The sequence below is a fragment of the Streptomyces sp. NPDC051940 genome (genome assembly GCF_040680895.1).
GTDB lineage: Bacteria > Actinomycetota > Actinomycetes > Streptomycetales > Streptomycetaceae > Streptomyces.
The window spans coordinates 53939-75560 of sequence record NZ_JBFAXR010000017.1 but is presented as its reverse complement, the minus strand read 5'-3'; the positions used below and the strand labels follow the sequence as shown (position 1 = coordinate 75560).

The 21622-nt window shown below is 75.6% G+C and carries 8 protein-coding genes; 4 read left to right on the top strand and 4 right to left on the bottom strand.

The annotated features are described in order from the left end of the window. Positions 1-286: 286 nt before the first annotated feature. Positions 287-3397, top strand: coding sequence for a glycoside hydrolase family 38 C-terminal domain-containing protein (locus AB0M28_RS10170; RefSeq protein ID WP_365400755.1), 3111 nt, complete (start codon positions 287-289; stop codon positions 3395-3397). A 74-nt stretch (positions 3398-3471) separates the two neighbouring features. Here AB0M28_RS10170 and AB0M28_RS10165 read toward each other — a convergent pair whose 3' ends face one another. Next, positions 3472-7854: a serine protease gene (locus AB0M28_RS10165; RefSeq protein ID WP_365400752.1), complete on the bottom strand. Its 4383-nt coding sequence runs from the start codon at positions 7852-7854 to the stop codon at positions 3472-3474. After that, positions 7844-8218, bottom strand: a complete 375-nt coding sequence (locus tag AB0M28_RS10160) for a CU044_2847 family protein (protein ID WP_365400749.1) — start codon at positions 8216-8218, stop codon at positions 7844-7846. Before AB0M28_RS10160 ends, AB0M28_RS10165 begins: the two co-directional genes overlap by 11 nt. A gap of 230 nt (positions 8219-8448) precedes the next feature. Between AB0M28_RS10160 and AB0M28_RS10155 the strand changes: the two genes are divergently transcribed. Then, entirely contained in the window at positions 8449-12354 is a 3906-nt protein-coding gene (locus tag AB0M28_RS10155; protein WP_365400746.1) for a protein kinase, read from the top strand. A gap of 63 nt (positions 12355-12417) precedes the next feature. On the opposite strand, the gene AB0M28_RS10150 is transcribed toward AB0M28_RS10155, so the two are convergent. Next, entirely contained in the window at positions 12418-15423 is a 3006-nt protein-coding gene (locus AB0M28_RS10150; protein WP_365400743.1) for an AAA family ATPase, read from the bottom strand. Between the two features lie 486 nt (positions 15424-15909). On the opposite strand from AB0M28_RS10150, the gene AB0M28_RS10145 reads away from it, so the two are divergent. Then, positions 15910-18024 carry an AAA family ATPase gene (locus AB0M28_RS10145; protein WP_365400740.1) on the top strand — a complete coding sequence of 705 codons (2115 nt, stop codon included), beginning with the start codon at positions 15910-15912 and terminating at the stop codon, positions 18022-18024. A gap of 154 nt (positions 18025-18178) precedes the next feature. Then, positions 18179-19699 (top strand): MFS transporter, encoded by a 1521-nt coding sequence (locus AB0M28_RS10140; RefSeq protein WP_365400737.1) that lies wholly within the window; start codon positions 18179-18181, stop codon positions 19697-19699. 54 nt (positions 19700-19753) lie between these two features. On the opposite strand, the gene AB0M28_RS10135 is transcribed toward AB0M28_RS10140, so the two are convergent. Continuing rightward, positions 19754-21214 carry a carboxylesterase family protein gene (locus AB0M28_RS10135; RefSeq protein ID WP_365400734.1) on the bottom strand — a complete coding sequence of 487 codons (1461 nt, stop codon included), beginning with the start codon at positions 21212-21214 and terminating at the stop codon, positions 19754-19756. Between the last annotated feature and the right edge of the window lie 408 nt (positions 21215-21622).

Genomic DNA, 21622 nt, shown 5'->3' with positions numbered 1-21622 from the left:
GGGCCAGGGCTTGGACTTGCGCCAGGGCAAGGGGCCCAAACCCAGCCCGGCCGGCCACCAGGCGCCAGGGCAAAGGTCCCACACCCAGCCCGGCCGGCGCCTGAGGCCGAGGCGCGCAGCGCCGATGACACCCGCCACCAGGCACCACGGCAAGGACCCGAACCCCAGCCCGGCCGGCGTTTGAGGCCGAGCGCCGCCAGGCGCGATGCGGGTGCAGCCCGCAACGGGGGCCCGGGGGCGGAGCCCCCGCAGCGCAACGCAACCACGAACCCGAAAAGAGAGCACCGTGCATGACGAGCGCCGCCGCATCGAAGAGCGCGTAGAACGCATCCACGACCAGCGCATCAAGCCCGCGATCTACTCCGCCACCACCCCCCTGACCGTCGAGGCCTGGCAGGCCCCGGGCGAGCCCGTACCGTTCGAGGAGGCGGCGGCCGCCCCGTACGAGCCCTTCGACATGGGCACCCCGTGGGGACCCCCGTGGGGCACCACATGGTTCCGCATGCGCGGACAGGTGCCCGCCGCATGGGCGGGCAAGCGCGTCGAGACGGTCATCGACCTCGGCTTCGTCGGCGACTGGCCCGGCAACCAGGCCGAAGCCCTCGTCCATCTGACCGACGGCCGCCCGCTGAAGGCCGTCAACCCGCAGAACCAGTACGTCCCGGTGGCCCGCGCCGCGCAGGGCGGCGAGGAGGTCGACTACCTCGTCGAGGCCGCCTCGAACCCCGACATCCTGGCCAACGACTTCATCGGCCCCACCCCCCTCGGCGACCGGCTGACGGCCGGCGACAAGCCGCTGTACACCTTCCGGCGCGCCGACCTCGCCGTCCTCGACGAGGAGGTCTGGCACCTATCCCTCGACGTACAGGTGCTGCGCGAGCTGATGCTGGAGCTCGACGCCCACGACCCGCGCCGCCACGAGATCATGACGTGTCTGGACCGCGCCCTGGACGCGCTGGACCTGGACGATGTCTCCGGCACCGCGGCCGACGCCCGCGCCGTACTGAAGACCGCCCTGGACAAGCCCGCGCACGCCAGCGCCCACCGCATGTCGGCCGCCGGCCACGCGCACATCGACTCCGCGTGGCTGTGGCCGATCCGCGAGACGAAGCGCAAGACGTCCCGCACGTTCTCCAACGTCACCGCGCTCGCCGAGGAGTACGAGGAGCTCGTCTTCGCCTGCTCGCAGGCCCAGCAGTACGAGTGGGTCCGCGACAACTACCCGCACGTGTGGGCCCGTATCCAGCAGGCCGTGAAGAACGGCCAGTGGGCGCCGGTCGGCGGCATGTGGGTGGAGTCGGACGGCAACCTCCCCGGCGGCGAGGCGATCGCCCGCCAGCTGATCCACGGCAAGCGTTTCTTCATCGAGCACTTCGGCATCGAGACCAAGGGCGTGTGGCTGCCGGACTCCTTCGGCTACAACGCGGCCTACCCGCAGCTGGCACGGCTGGCCGGCAACGAGTGGTTCCTCACCCAGAAGCTGTCGTGGAACCAGACCAACAAGCTCCCCCACCACTCCTTCTGGTGGGAGGGCCTGGACGGCACGCGCATCTTCACCCACTTCCCGCCCGTCGACACTTACAACGCCGAGTTCTCCGGCAAGGAGATGGCGCACGCGGTGCGCAACTACCAGGACAAGGGCGCCGGTACGCGCTCCCTGGCGCCGTTCGGCCACGGTGACGGCGGCGGCGGCCCCACCCGGGAGATGATGGAGCGGGCCCGGCGCCTCGCGGACCTGGAGGGTTCGGCGCGGGTGACGGTCGAGCACCCGGACGTGTTCTTCGCCGAGGCGGCGAAGGAGATCCCCAAGGACCAGGTGTGGTCCGGCGAGCTCTATCTGGAGCTGCACCGCGCCACGTACACCTCGCAGGCCCGCACCAAGCAGGGCAACCGCCGCAGCGAGCACCTGCTGCGCGAGGCGGAGCTGTGGGCGACGACGGCCGCGCTGCACGCGCCGGGCTACCGCTACCCGGCGCAGGAGCTGGACCGCCTGTGGAAGACGGTCCTGCTGCACCAGTTCCACGACATCCTGCCCGGCTCCTCCATCGCCTGGGTGCACCGCGAGGCGGAGGCGGAGTACGCGCGGGTGGCGGCGGAGGTCGGCGCGCTGACCGCCGAGGCGCTGGACGCGCTGGCCGGGGCGGGCGGCGAGGGCGGGCTCGCGGTGTTCAACACCAGCCCGCGGGACCGCGCCGAGGTCGTCCGCGTGCCGGAGGGCGCGGCGGCCGACGGGCAGCAGCTCGCGGACGGTTCGGTCGCCGTGTGGACGGAGGTCCCGGCGAGCGGAGTCGCCCCGCTGGGCGCCGCGCGCACCTCCCCGCAGCCGGTCACGGTCGACGGACGGGTCCTCGACAACGGACTGGTACGCGTCGAGCTGGCGGAGGACGGCACGCTCGCGTCCGTACGCGACCTGGTGGCGGACCGCGAGGTGCTGGCCGCGTCCGGCAACGCACTGCGCCTGCACAGCGATCTGCCCAACTACTGGGACGCCTGGGACATCGACAAGCACTACAAGAACCGCTTCACCGACCTCACCGCGACCGACTCGGTGACGGTCGCCGAGGACGGTCCGCTGCTGGGCGCGCTACGCGTGGAGCGTTCCTTCGGCAAGGGCTCGCGGATCACGCAGACCGTCGTCGTACGGGCGGGCAGCCGCCGTATCGACGTCGAGACGGAGATCGACTGGCACGAGGCGGAGAAGATCCTCAAGGCCGCCTTCCCGGTCGACGTGCGCGCCGACCACTCCCGCGCGGAGATCCAGTTCGGCCATGTGCAGCGCCCCACGCACACCAACACCAGCTGGGAGGCCGCCCGTTTCGAGGTTTACGGCCATCGCTGGGTGCACGTCGGCGAACCGGGCTACGGTGTCGCAGTGATCAACGATTCGACGTACGGCCACGACGTCTCGCGCACCACGCGCGAGTCGGACGGCGGTACGACGACGACGGTCCGCCTCAGCCTGGTCCGCGCCCCCCGGGTCCCGGACCCGGAGGCCGACCAGGGCCGGCACCGGTTCACGTACGCGCTGCTGCCCGGCGCGACGGTGGCGGACGCGGTCGCCGAGGGCTACGCCCTCAACCTGCCGCTGCGGGTGGCCGCCGCCGCATCGGCCGCCCCCGTGATCACCTCGGACGATCCGGCGGTGACGGTGGAGGCGGTCAAGCTGGCCGACGACGGCTCGGGCGACGTGGTGGTCCGGCTGTACGAATCGCAGGGCGGCCGCGCGCGGGCGCGCCTGCGTCCCGGTTTCCCGGTGAGCGGAGTGCGGGTCACCGACCTGCTGGAGCGCCCGCTCGCGGGAGAGTCCGCGGAGGTGTCGCATAGTGGAGGGGAGGAACTCGCCGTGGCGCTACGGCCGTTCCAGATCCTCACGGTCCGGCTGACACCGGCGGGCTGAGAGGCCGAGGGCCCCGCCCGGTTGCGCTCCCTGTGGGCCGGGTGGGGCCTTCGTGTGTCTCTGCTGTGGCGCCGTCACGCCCCACCGCACGGCGTCGTCCGTTTCGCGGCGTCCAGCCGCGGGAGCGCCCGTTGGGCGGGGCTGTAGGGACCGCGGGCAGCGGCGCAGAGGGTGCGGTGCCAGACGGACGGGGACAGGCTGAGCGTCAGGGCGACCTCCTCGCTCGCCAGCCTCAGCGCGGTGCCGGCGACCTCCGCGGCCCGGAGCGTGGTGTATCCCGGGAACTCCAGGAGGCCGAGCGGCTTCCCCGTCGCCGGGGCGAACAGCCGGACGTCGTCGACCGCCGCGGCGACCAGCGTTCCGTCGGCCGCCACCCCCAGCAGTCCGGTCGCGTCCGTTAGGGGCCGGGTCTGCCCGTCGCGGGCCTCGTCGTCGACCCGCCACCAGGTGACGCGACGGTCGCCGAGGGCGCCGAGCGCCGCGAGCCGTTCACCGTCCGGGGAGAACGCCACCCAGCGCTCCGCCGGGTCGTCGCCGTTCGTCAGCGGCGCGTTCCCGAGGCGCGCCGTCTGCGTGCCGCGCCGCAGGTCCCACACCTCGATGCGGCCCCGGTCGCGCCAGTCGTCGGTGACCACCGCCACCTGGTCGCGGTGGCCTGGGCGGGGCGTGAGCCGGCCGGGCACCGAGAACTGCGCCGGTTCCCGCGGGGTCCGTTCGAGGCGGATCGGGCCGCCGTTCTGCAGACCGGTGCGGGGGTCGACGCGTACGAGCGAGTCGCCTACGCACAGTACGGCCAGCGAGCCGCCGGCGGTCTGGGCGACGTCCTGCGGCCGGTTCCAGACGGTGCCGTCACCGCGGCCGCAGTCCCAGGTGACGGGGGTCCTGGCGAACGTGTCCGCGTTGTACAACATGGCGTCCGGCATCGTCCTCGACCAGAGGAGCAGTGCGTCGGCTCCCTTCCGGGTCACCCACAGCAGACCCAGTTCGAGGTCCGTGTCCTCGGCGGTCCCGGCCTTCAGCGCCCGAGTGCTGTGCACCGCCCGGCCCCGGATCCGTACCTCCAGCCTGTTCCGGTGCAGGCGTGCGACGCCCGCCCCGTCCGGGGCGAGGGCGAAGGTGGTGGGGCCCGGCGCCGCTTCGCGGTCGGGCGCAGGTGCGGGGAGCGCGCGGGCGTACAACAGGGAGTCACCGACAGCCGCGAGCACCGTGCGGGGTCCGTCTCCCCCACCGGTCACCACGAGTTCCGCGGCGTCCGGCCGGCCGGGCAACGTGGCCGTCCGGTAGCGGGTGCCGTCACGGACGTCGAGGAGGGTGACGCGTCCGTGGCCGCCGCCCCGTTCCGACTCCGTCGTGCTCACGTCCGTCAGATGCGTGCCGGTCAGGTCGTGGAACAGGGGCGCGCCGTGGAACGCACCCGCGCGCGGTCCGTCCGCGCCGGGAGTCACGGCATACCACCGCCGGCCGCCCGCACCGCCGAGCAGGACGCCGCGGCCCCGGTCCACGGGGGTCGGCGTGCTCTCGGGCACCGCGCCGTACACCTGGCGTACGAGGGCGCCGGTGGCCGTGGTGTGGACGGTGAGGTAGGCGTCGTAGCGCGGGTCCTGCCCGCCGCGGACCTTCCGGCTGACGGCCACGGCGACCTGGTCCCCGTCGCCCAGCAGCCAGGCGGCCACCGGCCCGTACGAGGTCACCGGCCGCTGGGAGACGGGCAGGCTCCGCCCGGTGTCCGTCCGCCACAGCCGCAGCAGCCCCTGGCGTCCGTCGTCCTGGGGGCGGGGTGTCACGAAGCCGAAGGCGTGCAGCAGTTCGCCCCCGTCGTCGGAGAAGTCGAGCTGGGGGTGGTACACGTCGCCCAGGCCGGACAAGGGGCCCGACAGACGGCGCGGGGCGCGGCCGGGGTGGGTCAGGTCCCAGAGCAGGACGTCGCCGTCCGGCATCGTCACGGCGTAGCGCCGGCCGTCGTCGCTGACCGCGTGCCGGACGTCGTCCACGCGCCGGCCGCCGGGGAAGCCCTTCAGCCGCACACCGCGCGGCGTGCCGCCGAGCGCCCCGGTCACCACCGACGCCTCGACGGAGGCGCTGCCGTCCGGCAGGGACACCACGACCAGGGTGCGGCCGTCCGGGGTGGCGGCCGTCCGCTGGGCCGCGCCCCGCCAGAGCCCGCTGTACGAGGCCGTGGTGTCGTGCGCGCGGACGTACTGCTCGAACAGCGCCTGCCGGGCTTCCGGGGTACGGTCCGCCGACCAGGCGGCGGCCGCGTAGCGGAGCGCGCTGTCCGGTGACCGCCCGCCCGTCTCGACGGCGAGTTCGGCCAGTTCCACGGAGGCCGCCGTCCGCAGCTGCCGGTCGGCCTCGCGGCCGTCGAGGTACAGCTTCACCGCCCCGCCGGTCACGAGCAGCGCCAGGGCGGTGATCAGGCCGACGACGCCCCGCAGCCGCCGCAGTCCGCGCCGCTGCCACCGGGCGCCCGCCGCCAGATACGCGCGCTCGCCGGTGGTGAGGTCCTGCGGCCGGGTCCGCAGCCACTCCAGGCCCTGCGCCAGGCGCACCCCGTGCGGGAGCATCCCGGCGGGGCGGCCGGCCGCCTCCCACTCGGCGGCGTCCTGGGCGGTGCGCTCCTGCCAGGCGCGGAACTCCGCGCCGTCGGACAACCAGGCGGCCAGGCGCGTCCATTCGCGCAGCAGCGCCTCGTGGACGACCTGGGTCGTGCCGCCGGACGTGCCGGGGCCGGTGACCCGATCCGTACCGCCGGACGTGCCCGGGCCGGTGACCGTCCCCGGCCCGGACTCCGCGCCCGTACCGACGTCCCACACGAGGAGCCGTTCCCGGGCCAGTGCCCGCGCGAGCTCCTGCTGTTCCACGGGAAGCTCCGCCGTGGCGACCGCGCTGCGGACGAACCCGCCCCCGCCGTCCGGCCGGGCCAGCCGCTGGAAGAGGCGGCGCGCGGTGTCGGGCGGTACGCCCGTCTCCCGCAGGCACGCGTCGAGCGTCTCCTCGGCGTACGCCCCCAGCGCGCCGCCGACGAGGCCGATCTCCTCGTACGCCGCGTGCGTGAGGGTGTGGGCCTTGCGGCGCTGCCACAGCTGGGTGAGCGTGAACTGCAGCAGCGGCAGGCACCCCGGCTCGTCCACCGCGTCGCGCACCACCCGGGCCGCCAGGCCCGCCTGCAGCCGCAACCCGGGTACGGCGCGGACGGGTTCCTCCACCGCCCGCGTCAGCGCCTCGGCGGTCATCGGCGCGAGGAACGCCACGGCGCGCGCCAGCGGCGCGGTGGTGTCGGCGGCGGTGAGCGCCTCGAGGGTGGCCGGCCGTGCGGTGAGGACGACGCGCAGACCGCCGCCCTGTGCCGGGTCGGGCGCGGCGGCCAGTGCGGACAGCACCCGGAAGGCCCGCAGCGCTCCGTGCGGGGAGGCGACGGCGTACTCCTCGAACTGGTCGAGGAGCAGCACGGCGCCCCGCGCGCCGAGTTCGTCGCGGAGCAGTCCGCGCAGGGCGAGCCGTTCGCCGTCCGCCCCCGCGCACGCCGTACGGACCGCGGCGGCGCGTTCCGCGCGGGCGGATCCGTCGGGTGCAGCGGCGTGCCAGGCCGCCGCGACGGCCTCGGCGACCCAGGCGTCGGCGTCGGCGCCCGGCTGGGGCACGCGCAGCACCGACGGCGCTCCCCGGCGCCGCAACTCCGCGAGCAGGCCCGCCCGCAGAAGGGACGACTTCCCGCTGCCCGAGGGGGCGGTGACGACGGTGACGGGCCGCTCGGCGAGCGCCCGGCCCAGCAGCCGCAGTTCCTCCTCCCGGCCGTGGAAGTAGCGGGCGTCACCCTCCTCGAACCGTTCCAGGCTGCGGAACGGGCACGGGAGCCGCGCGTCCGCCCCGAGCAGCCGCTCCGCCGGGATCAGATAGGCCGTGCCGCTCACCCCGCGCCGGCCGCGGGTGACGAGCATCCCGACGACCGCGTGCCGCCGCACGTCCCACACCGCGGACCCGCTGAACCCGGGCCCGATCGGCACCCCGTGCGCCGCCAGGTCGAGCTGGAGCCGGTCGGCGCGCTGCCGGCCGCGCAGCACCCCGGTGGCGTTGACGCCGCGCGGCGCACCCTCGGGGAAGCCGAACGCCCGGATCTCCCCGCCCCATTCCTCGCCCGTGCCGTCCGCGAGCGGCAGCGGCAGCGTGCCCGGCACGGGCCCGGCGAGGCGCAGCACGGCGATGTCGTCCTCCGGCCGCCACTCCTCGACCTCGGCGGCCACCGCCGTACCGGGGTCCACTCCGCCGAGCAGCGGGAAGTCGACGGTGACGGGACGCGTGGGCCGGCTGCCGTCGGGCTCGCACACGACGTGCACGCAGGTGCACACCAGGCGCTCGCCGATGAGGAACCCGGCCCCCGCCACCTCGCCGCCGGGTTCGAACACCCGCGCCGCGCCCCGCTCGTACAGCGCCCGCGCCGGCAGCTCCTCAGACGTCATCGGCGCCGCTCCGCCCGCTCGCGGCCTCCCACTCCACGCCGACGGTGAAGTGGGCCTCCGCCGCGGTCCGGGCGACCACGGCCCCGGCCTCGGCGGTGACCTTGACGCCGAACTCCAGGCTGATCCGGTCGGGCCGGCGCGGCAGTCCGCGCAGCGAGTCGACGAGGTCCTGGACGGCGGGCCGGACCCGGTCCACGGCGTCCCGCAGCGAATCGGCGGCGTCCCCCGCGGCGTGCGCGGCGCGCGGTCGCCCGATGGGCTCGTACGCGTCGTCGTCGGCCGCGGGACGCGGGTGGGCGGGGGCGGCCGTCTCCACGCGGAGGAGCGTGCCGTCGTCGAGTTCGAACGGGGTGGATGTCGCCATGGAGCGCCTGGCCTGCCCTCGGGGTGATCGTCGGTGGGGACAGGTCGGTCAACGAGCGCCCCGGGAACGGGAGTCGGAGCCGACCGGAATCGACGACAGGCGGTCCGGTCCCGCACGCGGCCGATCGGAATTCTCCGGTATCCCGGCGCAACCGGTCCGTGCCCGACGGCGTCGCCACTTGATGCCGGCCCCGACCGGGCCGCACGTCCGCAGGCGCAGGGGGCACACGCATGTCAGGTTCCAGGTCTCTGCCGCTCCTTCCCGACGACCCGGACCGGCTGGGGCGTTACTGGCTCGCCGCCCGGCTCGGGGCGGGCGGGCAGGGCGTGGTGTACGAGGCGTACGACGACGCCGGTCACCGCGTCGCCGTCAAGGCGCTGCGGCCCGCGCTCGCCGCCGCCGACGGGATGCGCGACCGGCTGGCGCGCGAGGTCAGGGCGGCGCGCCAGGTGGCCGCGTTCTGCACCGCGCGGGTGCTCGACGCGGACCTGGACGGACCCCGCCCGTACATCGTCAGCGAGTACGTACCGGGACCCAGCCTGCGCCAGGCCGTGGAGCGTGACGGGCCGCTGGAGGGGGCGGCGCTGCACCGGGTCGCGCTGGGCATCGCCACCGCGCTGGCGGCCGTGCACGCGGCCGGCGTGGTGCACCGGGACCTCAAACCGGACAACGTGCTGCTGGCCGACGGCCCCCGCGTCATCGACTTCGGCATCGCGCGCACCGACGACATGACCCGCACCGAGACCGGGGTCATGGTCGGCACGCCCTCCTACATGGCGCCCGAGACCGTGACCGGTGGCCGGGCGGGACCGGCCGCGGACATCTTCGCGTGGGGCGCGGTGGTGCTGTACGCGGCCACCGGCGAGGATCCGTTCCGGGGGGCGTCGGCCATGGAGTCGGCGCTGCGCGTCGTGTCCGAGGACCCCGATCTCGGCGTACTGCCCGAGGACCTGCGGGCGCAGGCGGCCCGCGCGCTGGCCAAGGACCCGGCTGAGCGGCCGTCGGCCACGGACCTGCTGACCGGGCTGCTGGGGCTCCAGGGCTCCGCGATCACCCCGCACGAGGGCTTCGGGCCGCCGCGGTTCAGCCGCTTCACCGAGGCGACGAAGGACCTGCGCCGCCGGGAGGACGGGCCCGACCCGCGCATGCCGGACCCGGCCGGGGCGGCGCCCGTCGACCCGCTCCCGGGCCCGGCCGTCGACCTGCCCGCGATGGCGGCGGCCGCCCAGGCGGCGGCGGGCCCGCTGCTCCCGCGGAGCACGGCCGCCGACGATCCGGTGCTCGGTGAGCGGGCCGAGGAGGTGTACGCGGCGCTGGACCCGTCGAGCCGCGAGGCGGTGCGGGAGCTGCTGCTGCGCCTGGTGGCGCCCGGCACGGAGCCCGACGGCTCGGAGGACGCGATCCGGGCCGTGGGCGAGGAGGAGGTCCTGGCCGGCCGGACGGAACACGAGTCGGCGGCGCTGGCGCACGCGCTGCGCTCCTTCGAGGCGGTCGGCGTGCTGCGCCGGTCCGGCGGCCGGATCCGGCTGGCCGCCCCGGCCCTCCCGCGCGCGTGGCCGCGGCTGCGCCGCTGGGTGGACCTCGACCGCGCGGCCCTGCGCGAGCGGCTGCGCCTGCTGGAGTCGGCCCGCGGCTGGGACACGGCCGGGCGCACCCCGGAGCACCTGCTGACCGGCACCGGGCTGCGGGCCGCGGCGGCCTTCGTCCAGTCCGCGCCGCGGCATCTGCGGTCCAGCGAGCTGGAGCGGACCTACCTCGCCGCCGCACAGACCGCGCAGACCCGGCGCAGGCGCCGGGTCCGGCAGGTCAGGGCGGGGGTGGCGCTGGCGGTGGTGCTGACGCTGCTCGGGTTCATCGCCCTGCAGCAGTTCAACAACAGCCGGCTCGCCGACGAGCGGGACCGGGCCGAGAAGCAGGCCCGCGCCGCCAACCTCGCCTCGCTGGCGAGTGCGCTGCGCCTCGACGACTCCCAGGCGGTGCAGCTGTTCAGCGTGGCCGCCTGGCGGCAGTTCGAGTCGTACGAGTCGGAGTCGGCGCTCCTCACCACGCTCGGCCAGCTCCCGTACCAGGCGAGGCGACTGCCCGGCGGGGCCGATCCCCGTGGGGTGCGGGTGACCCAGAGCGGTGGCGACGTGCTGCTGGGCGATGAGGACTTCACGCTGTGGGACGCCGGAACGGGCGAGCGGTTCGACGTCGTCACCGCGGCCCGGGACGCCGGTCTGAAGGGGCTCGCGGACCTGTCCACGGACCCCGACACGAACGATCCCTCCCCGGCCATGACGCCGGACGGCAGGGTGTTCGCCGCCGTGACCGGGGACGGCATGCTCGAGGCGGTGGACATGGGCTCCCGCAATCCCGCGTTCGAGAGCTTCGAGGTGGGGAAGGGCATACTGCGCGACCTCGCGCCAGGGGCGCGGTACGCCGTCGTCCAGCGGGGCGACGACGTGTTCGCCGAACAGGCCGAGGTGGACGTGTGGGACACGGCGACGGGACGCCGCTCCGGACCGTTCCGGGCGGGCTCCGACAACCCTCCCGCCGTCTCACCCGACGGGCGGTACCTGGTCGACTGCACGCGGGACCCGGCGGGGGGCGTGGTGACCCGGGCGTGGTCGGTGGCCACACGGAAGCCGGCGCTGCGGGACGCGGTCGCAGGCGTCGGGTGCGAAAGACCCGTGTTCTCTCCCGACGGCCGGTGGCTGGCCCTGACCGACTTGGAGACGGTGGTCGTCGACCTCTCCGCCGAGGGGGCCGGCGCCCGCTCGAGCCCGTTCGAGAAGTACAGCGTGGACACGGTGGTGTTCAGCGAGGACAGCCGCTACCTCGCCTCGCTCGGCGCGTCTCAGTTGGGGCTGGCACGTCCCGGCGAGGCCAAGGCGTACTTCACCTACCCCTTCGGTTCGGACGACGAACGGCTGGAGTCCGTGGGCATCGGCCCCCGGGGCGGCTATCTGCGTGCCGCCACCGACACGGGAAGGCTCGTCACCATTCCGGTGGACGCCCCGCAGGACGTGGTCCCCGCGGATCCTCCGGTCGAGGTCCTGGCGGCTTCCCCGGTTTCCGGACTGGCGGCCGTGCGGCCGCGGTCCGTCGAGTCGGAGGCCGAGGGTTCCGAACGTCCCACGGCCATCGGCGTACGCGACACCGACGACGGCGCGTCCGTCGGCTCGCCGCTGGACGTGCTGGGCTGCACCTGCGTCGACCAGGTCGGCGCCTTCTCCGCGAACGGCCGCTATCTGGCGTACGGCGGAACCTCCGCGCAGGAGGAGTACTCGATCACCGTCCGCGACGTCAGGGCGGACCGGACCGTCGAGGAGCCGGTCGTGTACGGCCCCGACGGGGCCGGGGTGAGGGACGTGGCCGTCTCGTCGGACGGGCGGACACTCGTGGCGACCGTGGAGACGGAGGACGGTGCGGAGCGGTCGCTGAAGACCTGGAAGTCCCCCTACTCCCGCTACGGCGCCGACGAGCCGGAGATCAAAGCGGACCGGGAGGACCGCAACGTCTCCGGCAGCGTGGCGATGAGCCCGGACGACCGCTGGGTCGTGACGTCGTCCGGCGTCCTGGTCCAGCTCGACAGCGGGCTCATCCGCAGGGACGTGTTCGGCAACGAACCGATCCGTGCCATGGCCTTCGCCGACGACAGCGCCCGGCTGGCGCTCGCCCGGGTCTCGGGAGCGGTCGACGTGTACGACACGGGGACCTGGCGACGGCTGCAGACGCTGCCCGCCGCCGCGCACGAGGGCGGCGACGTCGAGGAGTCGGAGGGCCACGGTCTGCTGGACTTCTCCCCCGACGGGTCGACACTGGCCGAACTGCGGGACGGCGCCGTGCAGTTGTGGGACCTGGCGGCGGGCCGCACCCTCGGTCCCACGCTGGCCCTGTCGGGCGCGGCCCTGGAGACCACCGACCTGGCGTTCTCCCGCGACGGGGCGTCCATCGTCCTCTTCGGCGGCAGCGCGCTGGCGTACCGGCTGGCGATCGCGCCGGAGAAGGTGGCGGACGCGATCTGCGAGCGGCTGCTCGGCCAGCACGGGGGCCGTGCGGGGCTCGACCGGTATGTCGCGGACATGTGGCGCCGCTACATCCCGGACCAGCCGCAGGTGGAGGTGTGCCCGGGCCCGGGGCGGCGGGACTGACGCCGTACGACGCGGGTGGCCCTTGGTAGCCCCCGCAACGCCCGCAGGCGGTGGGTGTGGTGCTCAGTCGCCCGCGAACGCCCGCAGGCGGTGGGCGATCGCGGCCGCCTCGCCGCGGCTGGACGCGCCCAGCTTCGCCATCATGTTGGAGACGTGCACGCTCGCCGTCTTCTGCGAGATGAACAGCTCCTCGGCGATCTGCCGGTTGCTGCGGCCGTCGGCGACCAGCCGCAGCACCTCCCGTTCGCGGGCGGTGAGGCCCGCCGCCGCCAGCGGGTCCGGGGCGGGGGCGGCGCTGTCCGGGCTCCCGGAGAGGGGGATGCGGGCGCGGGCCGCCAGGGCCTCGACGTCCCTGCGGCGCGGGACCGCGCCGAGGCGGACGGCCAGGGCGTGCGCCCCGGTCAGCAGCCGGGCCGCCTCGTCGCGCACGGCCGGGTCGCCCGTGCGCAGCAGCGCCTCCGCGCGGCGGTGGTCCAGGCGTGCCTGGATGTGCGGGTGGGCGCCGGGGGTGAAGGCCGCGGCGGCCGACGCCCACAGCGCCGGGTCGTCCGCGCCGCGGGCGGCGGCGAGTTCGGCCGCCAGCCACGGCAGCAGCGCGCGCCAGCCGGGGTCGAGGCCCCGGTCGGCCTCGGCCGTGAGCCGGGTGAGCAGCGCGCCGTGGACCGCGGGGTCGATACCGGGCAGGCCCGCGGTGTCGGCGGCGATCTGGGCGGCGTTGATGAGCAGTTGGGTGACGTACCCGTCCTGCCCGGGCAGCGGCAGCAGGTCGAGCGCGGCGTCCAGCATCGTGAACGCCTCGGCGTGGCGGCCCCGGCCGGCCGCCGCGCACATCTCGACCGCGGCCAGCGGCAGTTCGTACTGCGGCTCCGCCAGCCGGCCCACCCGCTGCCGGGCGGCGGCGACCAGGGCGGGGACCGCGTCGTAGTCGCCGCGGCAGGCGGCGATGCGGGCGGCGAGCAGATCCATGGAGGCGCGGCTGCGGGCCAGGGCGCGGGGGCGCCACTCGGCGATCAGCTGCCCGGCCCGGTCCCACTCCCCCAGGCAGAACAGCGATTCGGCGGTGTTGGCGGCCGTGAAGGACGCCGAGCCGGTCAGCCCGCGGCGGCTCAGCTCCTCGACGCCCTCCAGCCCGGCCCGTACCGCCTCGGCCGAGCGGCCGAGCTGCTGCAGCGCGTCGGTGAGGTTGACGTTGGCGCTGCCCAGCAGTTTGGGCGCGTCGGCACGGGCGGCGGCCTCGCGCAGCTCGTACAGCGCGGCGATCGCCTGCGGATCGCCGGTCTGCACCCGCAGGTGCGCCAGCGTGGCGCGGGCGGTGAGCTCCAGCTGGGCGGCGCCCATCCGGTGGGCGTACGCCACGGCGCGCTCGGCGAGTTCGACGGCCTCCGCGTCGGCGTGGCGGGTGCGCCGCCACGACGCGAGCCGGTTCAGCAGGTCCGCGTGCACCGGGGCCGGCGGGGTGTCCCGTACCAGCTCGTGGGCGCGGTCGAGTTCCGCCCGGCCGTCGCCGGCGCCGTGGAACGCGGTCAGCCGCGAGCACTCCATCCAGAACCAGGCGGCGCGGTGCGGGTCTTCGCCCCTGTCGGAGTCCGGGCCGCCCGGCTCGTCGATCAGACGCAGCGCCTGCCGGACGAGCCGCAGTCCGCGCTCGGCCGCCCATTCGAAGAAGGCGGCGCGTACGGTCTCCGCCAGGAGGTCCAGGTACTCCGGGCCCGCGCCCGGCTCCCGCCGGGGGTACGACTCGAGGGTGGAGTGCCAGACGAGACGGCGGCGCGTCTCCTCCGGCACCCGGTCCCACAGCTCCAGCGCCCGCTCCAGCAGGTCGAGCTGGCCGTCGTACACGCGGCGTTCACGCATCCGCGTCACCGCGTCGAGGATCGCGGGCAGCGCCCGCTCCGGCTCGCGGGCGTGGTACCAGTAGCCGGCCAGGCGCACGTGCCGCTCCTCGGGGCGGACCAGGGCGGGGTCCGCGGCGAGGGCCTCGGCGTAGCGGCGGCTGAGCCTGCGGCGGTCGCCCGGCAGCAGGTCGTCGAGCACCGCCTCGCGCAGCAGGGCGTGCCGGAAGGCGTAGCCGTCCGTGCCGGGGGTCCGAACGGGGGTCAGCACGCCGGCGGAGACGGCGGAGCGCAACGCGTCCAGGAGCGCGTCCTCGGGCAGGCCGGCGACCGCGGCCAGCAGATCGTGTTCGGCCACCGCGTCCAGGGCTGCGGTCCGCACCACCTCCCGGGCGGCACCGGGCAGCGCCTCGACTCGCAGCAGGAGCAGTGAGCGCAGCGACTCGGTCAGGCCGGGGCCGGCGGCCAGCTCCTCGACGAGGAAGGGGTTGCCCCCGGAGCGCCGGTGGACGGCTTCGGCCACGTGCCGCTCGGGGGCGGTGCCGCCGCCGATGCCGGTCAGCTGGGCGTGGACCTCGTCGGGGGTGAGCGGGGGCAGTTCGACGCGGCGGACGACGCCGCGCAGGCGCTCCAGCTCGGTGAGGAAGCGGCGTGGTTCATGGCCCTGCAGGGCGTCCGTGCGCACGGTCGCCAGGATCAGGAGGCGGGCGGCGGGCGGCAGGTTGCGTACGAGGTAGCCGAGCAGCTCGCGCGTGGGGCGGTCCGCCCAGTGCAGGTCCTCCAGGACGAGTACGACGTCGCGGTCGGCGGCCGCCCGGGCCAGCAGGCGTACGGCCGCCTCGAACAGCCGGGTGCGGTCGCCGGGTTCGGGGGTGTCGCCGTCCGCAGGGTTCCCCAGCTCCGGCAGCAGGCGGGCCAGCGCGCCGTCCGCGCCGCCGGCGGCCTCGCCCGCCCGGCTGCCCATCGCGCCGCGCAGGGCCCGCAGGGCGCCGGCGAAGGGCGCGAACGGCAGCGCCTCGGCGCCCTGGTCCAGGCACGCGCCGACGGCGACGACCGCCCCGCCGCTCCGGGCCCGCGCCGCGAACTCCCGTACCAGCCGCGACTTTCCGGCCCCGGCGTCCCCGGCCACCAGCACCACACCCGGCTCACCCGCCCCGGCCCGCGCGAACGCGGCACGGATCACCTCGAGCTCGGCGACGCGACCGGCGAACAGGGGACTTATGTGAGCGGTGTCCACGAAAGGGGATGATGGCACAGCCGCGATCTCCCGGGGGCCGCCCCCCGGACCCGCGCCGAGCCGAGAGGCCGCACGCGCCACAGCCGGGCATTCAGTCCGGCCACGCATCGGCAGACGCACATCGCCCTGCGAGGCGGGGCGGCCATGCGGCGCAGTCGCCCCGGCGCCGCCACCGCGCTCCCCTTCCGCGGACGCGCGCACGCCGCCAGGCGCGGGAGCGCGCCGACCCCGGCGGAGCGCGCCCGCCCGGGAACGGGGTGAGGCGTGCGCCGATCCGCCGCCGGGCACGGGCGGCGCTCCCGGGAGGCACGTGCGCCACAGCCGCCCCGCGGCGCACCACCGGACGCCCGGACCCGCGCCCCCGGCGCCCGCATATGCCCGTGGCCACTGCCGATTGGCGGAGAGTGTGCCATCCGGGCCCGCTGGACCCGTGGGGTTGCTATCACTGGCTGCAACCGGTCATCGCAGCCCGGAAGGGGAGTCACCGTGTCGTCACGGCAGCCGAAGCACCACACGGGGAACGTACCCCCCGAGACCGGCGAACTCGTCGGCCGCGAGCGGGAGCTGGCACGTCTGCAGAGCCAGATGGAGCGCAGCCGGGTGGTGACCCTCACCGGCCCCGGCGGCGTCGGGAAGACGAGGCTCGCGCTGCACGCCGCGCGCCGGCTGAGGTCCGCGTTCCCGGACGGCGTGTGGTGGATCGAGCTGTCCGGCCTGCGCGACGGGGCGCTGCTCGCGCACACCATCGCCGAGGCGCTGCCGCTCGCCGACCAGTCGGCCCGGCCGATGACCGGCGTACTCGGCGACTACCTGAGCGAGCGGCGGCTGCTGCTCGTGCTGGACACCTGCGAACACCTCACGGACGCGTGCGCGTTCACCCTCGGCCTGCTGCTGCGGGCCTCACCCGGGACACGCGTGCTGACCACCAGCCGCCGCCCGCTGGGCATGGCGGAGGAGGACACGCTGGTCATGGAGCCGCTGCCGGTGCCGGACGAGCACCCCTCCGTGGTGGAGGCGGACGCCATGGTGCTGCTGGCCGAGCGCGCGGCCGAGGCAGTGCCCGGCTTCGCGGTCACGCCCGACAACCGCGCGGACCTCGCGCAGCTGTGCCGCCGCCTGGAGGGGCTGCCGCTGGCGATCGAACTGGCCGCGCCCCGGCTGCGCGACATGTCGCCCACCGACCTCGCGGCCCGGCTCGAGGACCGCTTCGCGGTCCTCGGCGACACCGGCGGCCCCGTGCACGACGCGGACCCCCCGTGGCACCAGGCGCTGCGCACCGCGATCGGCTGGAGCCACCAGCTGTGCACGCCGGCCGAACGGCTGCTGTGGGCCCGCCTGTCGGTCTTCGCGGGCACCTTCGACGCCGAGAGCGCCCGTCTGGTGTGCTCCGACGCGCATCTGACCGGTGAGGACGTGGAGCGCCTGCTGCCCGGTCTCGTCCGCAACTCCCTCGTCACCTGGGTGCCCACGGCGGCCGGCGAGCGCTACCGGATGCTCGACACCATCCGCGAGTACGGCGAGGGCTGGCTGCGCCGGCTCGGCGAGGACGCGGAGTTCCACCGCCGCCACCGCGACCGCTATCTGGCCCTGGCCCGGGAGGGCAACGCGGCCTGGCTGGGCCCGGACCAGTTCTCCTGGTACGACCGGGTGCACGCCGAGGCCGGCAATCTGCGCGTGGCCCTGGACTTCACCCTCGCCCAGGCGGACGGCGGCCCCACGGCCCTGGAGTTCGCGGGGGACCTGTACTTCCTGTGGTACGCCTGCGGGCTGGCCAGGGACGGCCGCCACTATCTGGAACGCGCGCTGTCCGCGCATCCGGCCCCGGGCCCGGAACGGGTGACGGCCCTGTTCGCGCTCGGCCTGGTGCTGACGGAGCTGGGCGACGTCGCCGTCCTGCAGGAGCGCTCCGCGCAGCTCACCGCGGCCGCCTCGCACTACGGTGCCACCGAGGCGGACCTGGCGACCTGCGTCGCGATCTGCGCGGCGGCCCTGCGGGGCGATCCGCTGGCGGTGCTGTCGCTGGCCGACGCGCATCTCGCCGAGCACCAGCACGACGACCGCTTCACCGTGGCCGGACTGACGGCGCTGGCCGTCGGCTCGCACGCGCGGATCGCCATGGGCCGGTCCGAGGAGGCCCTCGGCGTCCTCGACGAGCTGCGCGCCGTCTGCGACAAGGCCGGCGAACGGTGGATGCGCGCGTGGGGCGACTCCCTGCGCTCCCAGGCGGAGCTGGCGCTGGGCCGCTTCCCCGACGCGCGGCGCTCCGCGCGGGCGTCGCTGGAGGTCAAGCAGCGGATGCACGACAGCTTCGGCATCGGCATGTGCATGGAGGCGCTGGCCCAGGCGGCGGTCGCCGTCGGCGAGGGCGACCACGCGGCGTACCTCCTGGGGGTGGCCCAGCAGCACTGGGACACCCTCGGCCGGCCGCAGATCGGCATACCCACCTGGGTCGCCGCCCACGAGGAGTGCGAGCGCCAGGTCCGCGAGGCCCTCGGCGAGCTGGCGTACGGCATCGCCTTCGACGCGGGCTGCGCCGCGGAGGCGGACACGGGTGTCGCGCTCGCTCTGTCGGGGACGGGGGAGGAGGACGCGCCGGAGTGACGCGGGCGGGTCCGAGGCGGGGGCCAAGGACGAACTGAGACGGGGACCAAGGGCGATCTGAGGCGGCAACCGAGGACTTCTCCCCATGTGGGTGAGGCGCCGCGCCGCCACCCTGTGACCATCACAACCACCCACGTCACAGGGGAGAACGACCGTGTCCGACACACCGTCCGAATCCGAGGCGCCGCGGCGCTGGGCCGCGCTGTTCTTCATCGGTCTGGCACAGCTGATGCTCGTACTGGACGTCACCATCGTGAACATCGCGCTGCCCTCCACCCAGGCGGACCTGGACATCGGGGACGGCGACCGGCAGTGGGTGATCACCGCGTACACCCTCGCCTTCGGCGGGCTGCTGCTGCTCGGCGGCCGGATCGCCGACCTCGCCGGGCGCCGGCGCTCGTTCGTGATCGCGCTGGCCGGGTTCGCCGCCGCGTCCGCCCTCGGCGGGGCCGCACCGGACTTCGCCACGCTGCTCACCGCCCGGGCCGCGCAGGGCGCGTTCGCCGCGCTGCTGGCGCCGACGGCGCTGTCGCTGCTGACCATCAGCTTCACCGAGGCGAAGGAACGGGCGGCGGCGTTCGGCGTCTTCGGCGCCATCGCGGCGGGCGGCAGCGCCGTCGGGCTCGTCACTGGAGGGGCGCTGACCGAGTATCTCGACTGGCGCTGGTGCCTGTACGTCAACGTGCCCATCGCCGCCGTCGCGGCGGCCGGCTGGTGGGTGCTCCCCGCGGACACCCGCGTGCGGCGCGGCTCGCGGATCGACGTGCCCGGCGTGCTGCTCTCCGTCAGCGGTCTGACCGCCGTCGTCTACGCCTGCAGCGAGGCCGAGTCCGAGGGCTGGGGCTCGCGGCTGGTGACCGGGCTGCTCGTCCTCGGCGTGGTGCTGCTGACGGCGTTCGTGCTGTACGAGCGCACCGCCCGGCATCCGCTGCTCCCGCCGCGCATCCTCACCAGCCGCACCCGCGGCAGCGCGTATCTGGCGGTGGCGCTGGCGATGGTGGGCATGTTCTCGATGTTCCTGTTCCTGACGTACTACATGCAGGTCGTCAAGGGCTACTCGGCGATGCGGACGGGCGTGGCGTTCCTGCCGATGACGGCTGGCGTACTGGCCGGGGCGGGCGGACTGGCCACCCGGCTGCTGCCCCGGGTGCCGCCGCGCGCGCTGATCGCGCCCGGGCTGCTGCTGGGCGCGGCGGGCACGGGGTGGCTGGCGACCGTGGAGGCGACGACCTCGTACGCGGCGGGGGTGCTGCCCGCGCAGCTCGTACTCGGCGTCGGGATGGGCATGGTGATGGCACCGGGCATGAACTACGCCACGCACGGCGCGACGGACGACGACGCGGGCGTCGCGTCCGCGACGGTCAACACCTCGCAGCAGATCGGCGGCTCGATCGGTACGGCGATCCTGAACACGGTCGCGGCCAGCACCACCGCCGGCTACCTCGCCGACCGCCTGCCGGGGGCCGGTGAGCTGCGCGAGCACGCCGCGCCGGGCACCCCGGTGCCGCCGGTGGTCAAGGACGCGCTGGTGGAGGGCTTCGGCGACGCGTACGCGATCGCGTCGGCGGTGCTGCTCGCGGCGGCGGTGGCCGTCGCCGTCCTGATGAACACGCCGCGCCCGCGCGGCGAGCAGGCGGCGGAGGGTGTCCGCCCGGCGCTGGCGCACGTGGGCTGAGGGTCCGGGGCGCTCGGCCCATGCGGGCTGGGCGTTCCGGCGCCCCCAGGGCCGTCAGTCCCACAGCCTCCGCTCGTCGCCCCGCGGATCGTTTACGACCCCGGACGCCGGCTCGTCGAAGACCATCACGGGCCGGCGCACGGGGTCGTACGGCTCCCAGCCCGGATCCCCGTCGGCCGCGAACCGCACCCACGCCCCGTGCATCCGCCGCGCCAGCTCCTGCGGCGCGCCCCCGCCGGTGAGGCCGCCGGTGGCCGGGGCGGCGAGGGTGTCGAAGACGAAGCCGAGCTCCAGGGCGTGGCAGGCGCCGAGGTTCTCGTGCGCGGTCCGCCAGGCGAACTCGTACATGAACGTGCGGGCGGGACCGCCGGCCCGGGCCTCGGCCATCCGGATCGACGGGATACGGAAGTAGCGGTCGGTGAGCACCGCGGCGAGGACGTCGCCGGGCGAGTCGTCCGGCCGGGCGGCGCCGTACACGGCGGCCGCCTCCGGTCCCGCCAGGGCGGCCAGGGCCTGGGCGTCGACGAACCCCGTGACGCCGCTCGGCACCAGGAACAGCCGCTGCTCGTCCGTCGTGGTCCCGGTCAGCAGGGTCACGTCGCGGCCCGCGCCGGCCGCGATCGCCTCCAGCGGCGGACGTTCGAGGAACGCCCCGTCGACGACCGGCGGGAACGCCATCGCCGCGGCCACCACGCTCGGCCCGAAGCGCTCGGCGTCGCGGTGCACGGCCAGCTCACCGGCGACGGTCTGCTGCGCCTGGACGACCCGCTCCGGCGGCAGCTCGGCGAACGCCCGCGCCGTCGCGTCCACGCCCAGCAGCTTCGCCGTCTCCCCGATCACCAGCCGCGCGTCCTGCGCCCGCACCACCCCCTGCCCCGCACCACTCTGGGTCACGGCCTGCCGGAACAGGCCCGCGGACTCCCGCATGGACAGCAGCGCGGTCACGCTCATCGCGCCCGCCGACTCCCCGGCCACCGTCACCCGCCCGGGATCGCCGCCGAAGGCCGCGACGTTCTCCTGCACCCAGGCGAGCGCGGCCAGCTGGTCGGCCAGCCCCCGGTTCGGCGCGGCGTCGGGGAAGAGGCCGAAGCCGGGGACACCGAGCCGGTAGTTGAGGGAGACGAAGACGACCCCGTCGCGGGCGAAGGCCCGGCCGTCGTACGTCGGCACCGCCGTCGACCCGTTGCGGAAGGCACCGCCGTGGATCCACACGAACACCGGCAGCCCCGAGCCGCCCGGATCGGGCGTCCAGACGTTCAGGTTCAGGAACTCCTCGCCCGGGATGTCCGGGTCCGCCAGCAGCTGGTCGTACGGGGGCTGGTACGGCGGTTTGGGCGCTGTCGGCCCGAACTCCGCGGCGTCGCGCACCCCCTCCCACGTGGGCGGCGTGCCCGGTTCGCCGTACAGCGCCGCGCCCACGGGTGCGGGGGCGTAGGGGATGCCGCGGAAGACGGCGACGCCGTCCTCGACGCGGCCGCGCAGGCGGCCCTGCTTCAAGGTGACGACGGCGTCCATCGCGTTCCTCCCAAGGCAGATCGCGTTCCTTCCGCGACAGATGGACGCTCAACGTACCGGCCGGTCGGTCTGCTGCACCAGGGGTGTGCGCGGACCTGGTGGCGCGGGGCCTGCCCCTGCGACATCCCCTGCGACCTCGAGCGCACCGCCTGCGACACCGGGCTCGCGCTGCCCGCGGGGTGCCCTCCCTGGCGAGCGCGCTGCCCGCGGCGTGCCCTCCCTGGCAAGCGCACCGCCCGCGGCGTGCCCTCCCTGGCGAGCGCACCGCCCGCGGCGTGCCCTCCCTGGCGCCACTTCCCTCCCGCACCTTGCCGCCGCCCGTGCCGCCCTGCTGGGATGCCTCAGAGCAACTCGGCGGAACGGCACCGGACTTCGCCGGTGGTGTACCGCGCACATCCGTCGCGACCA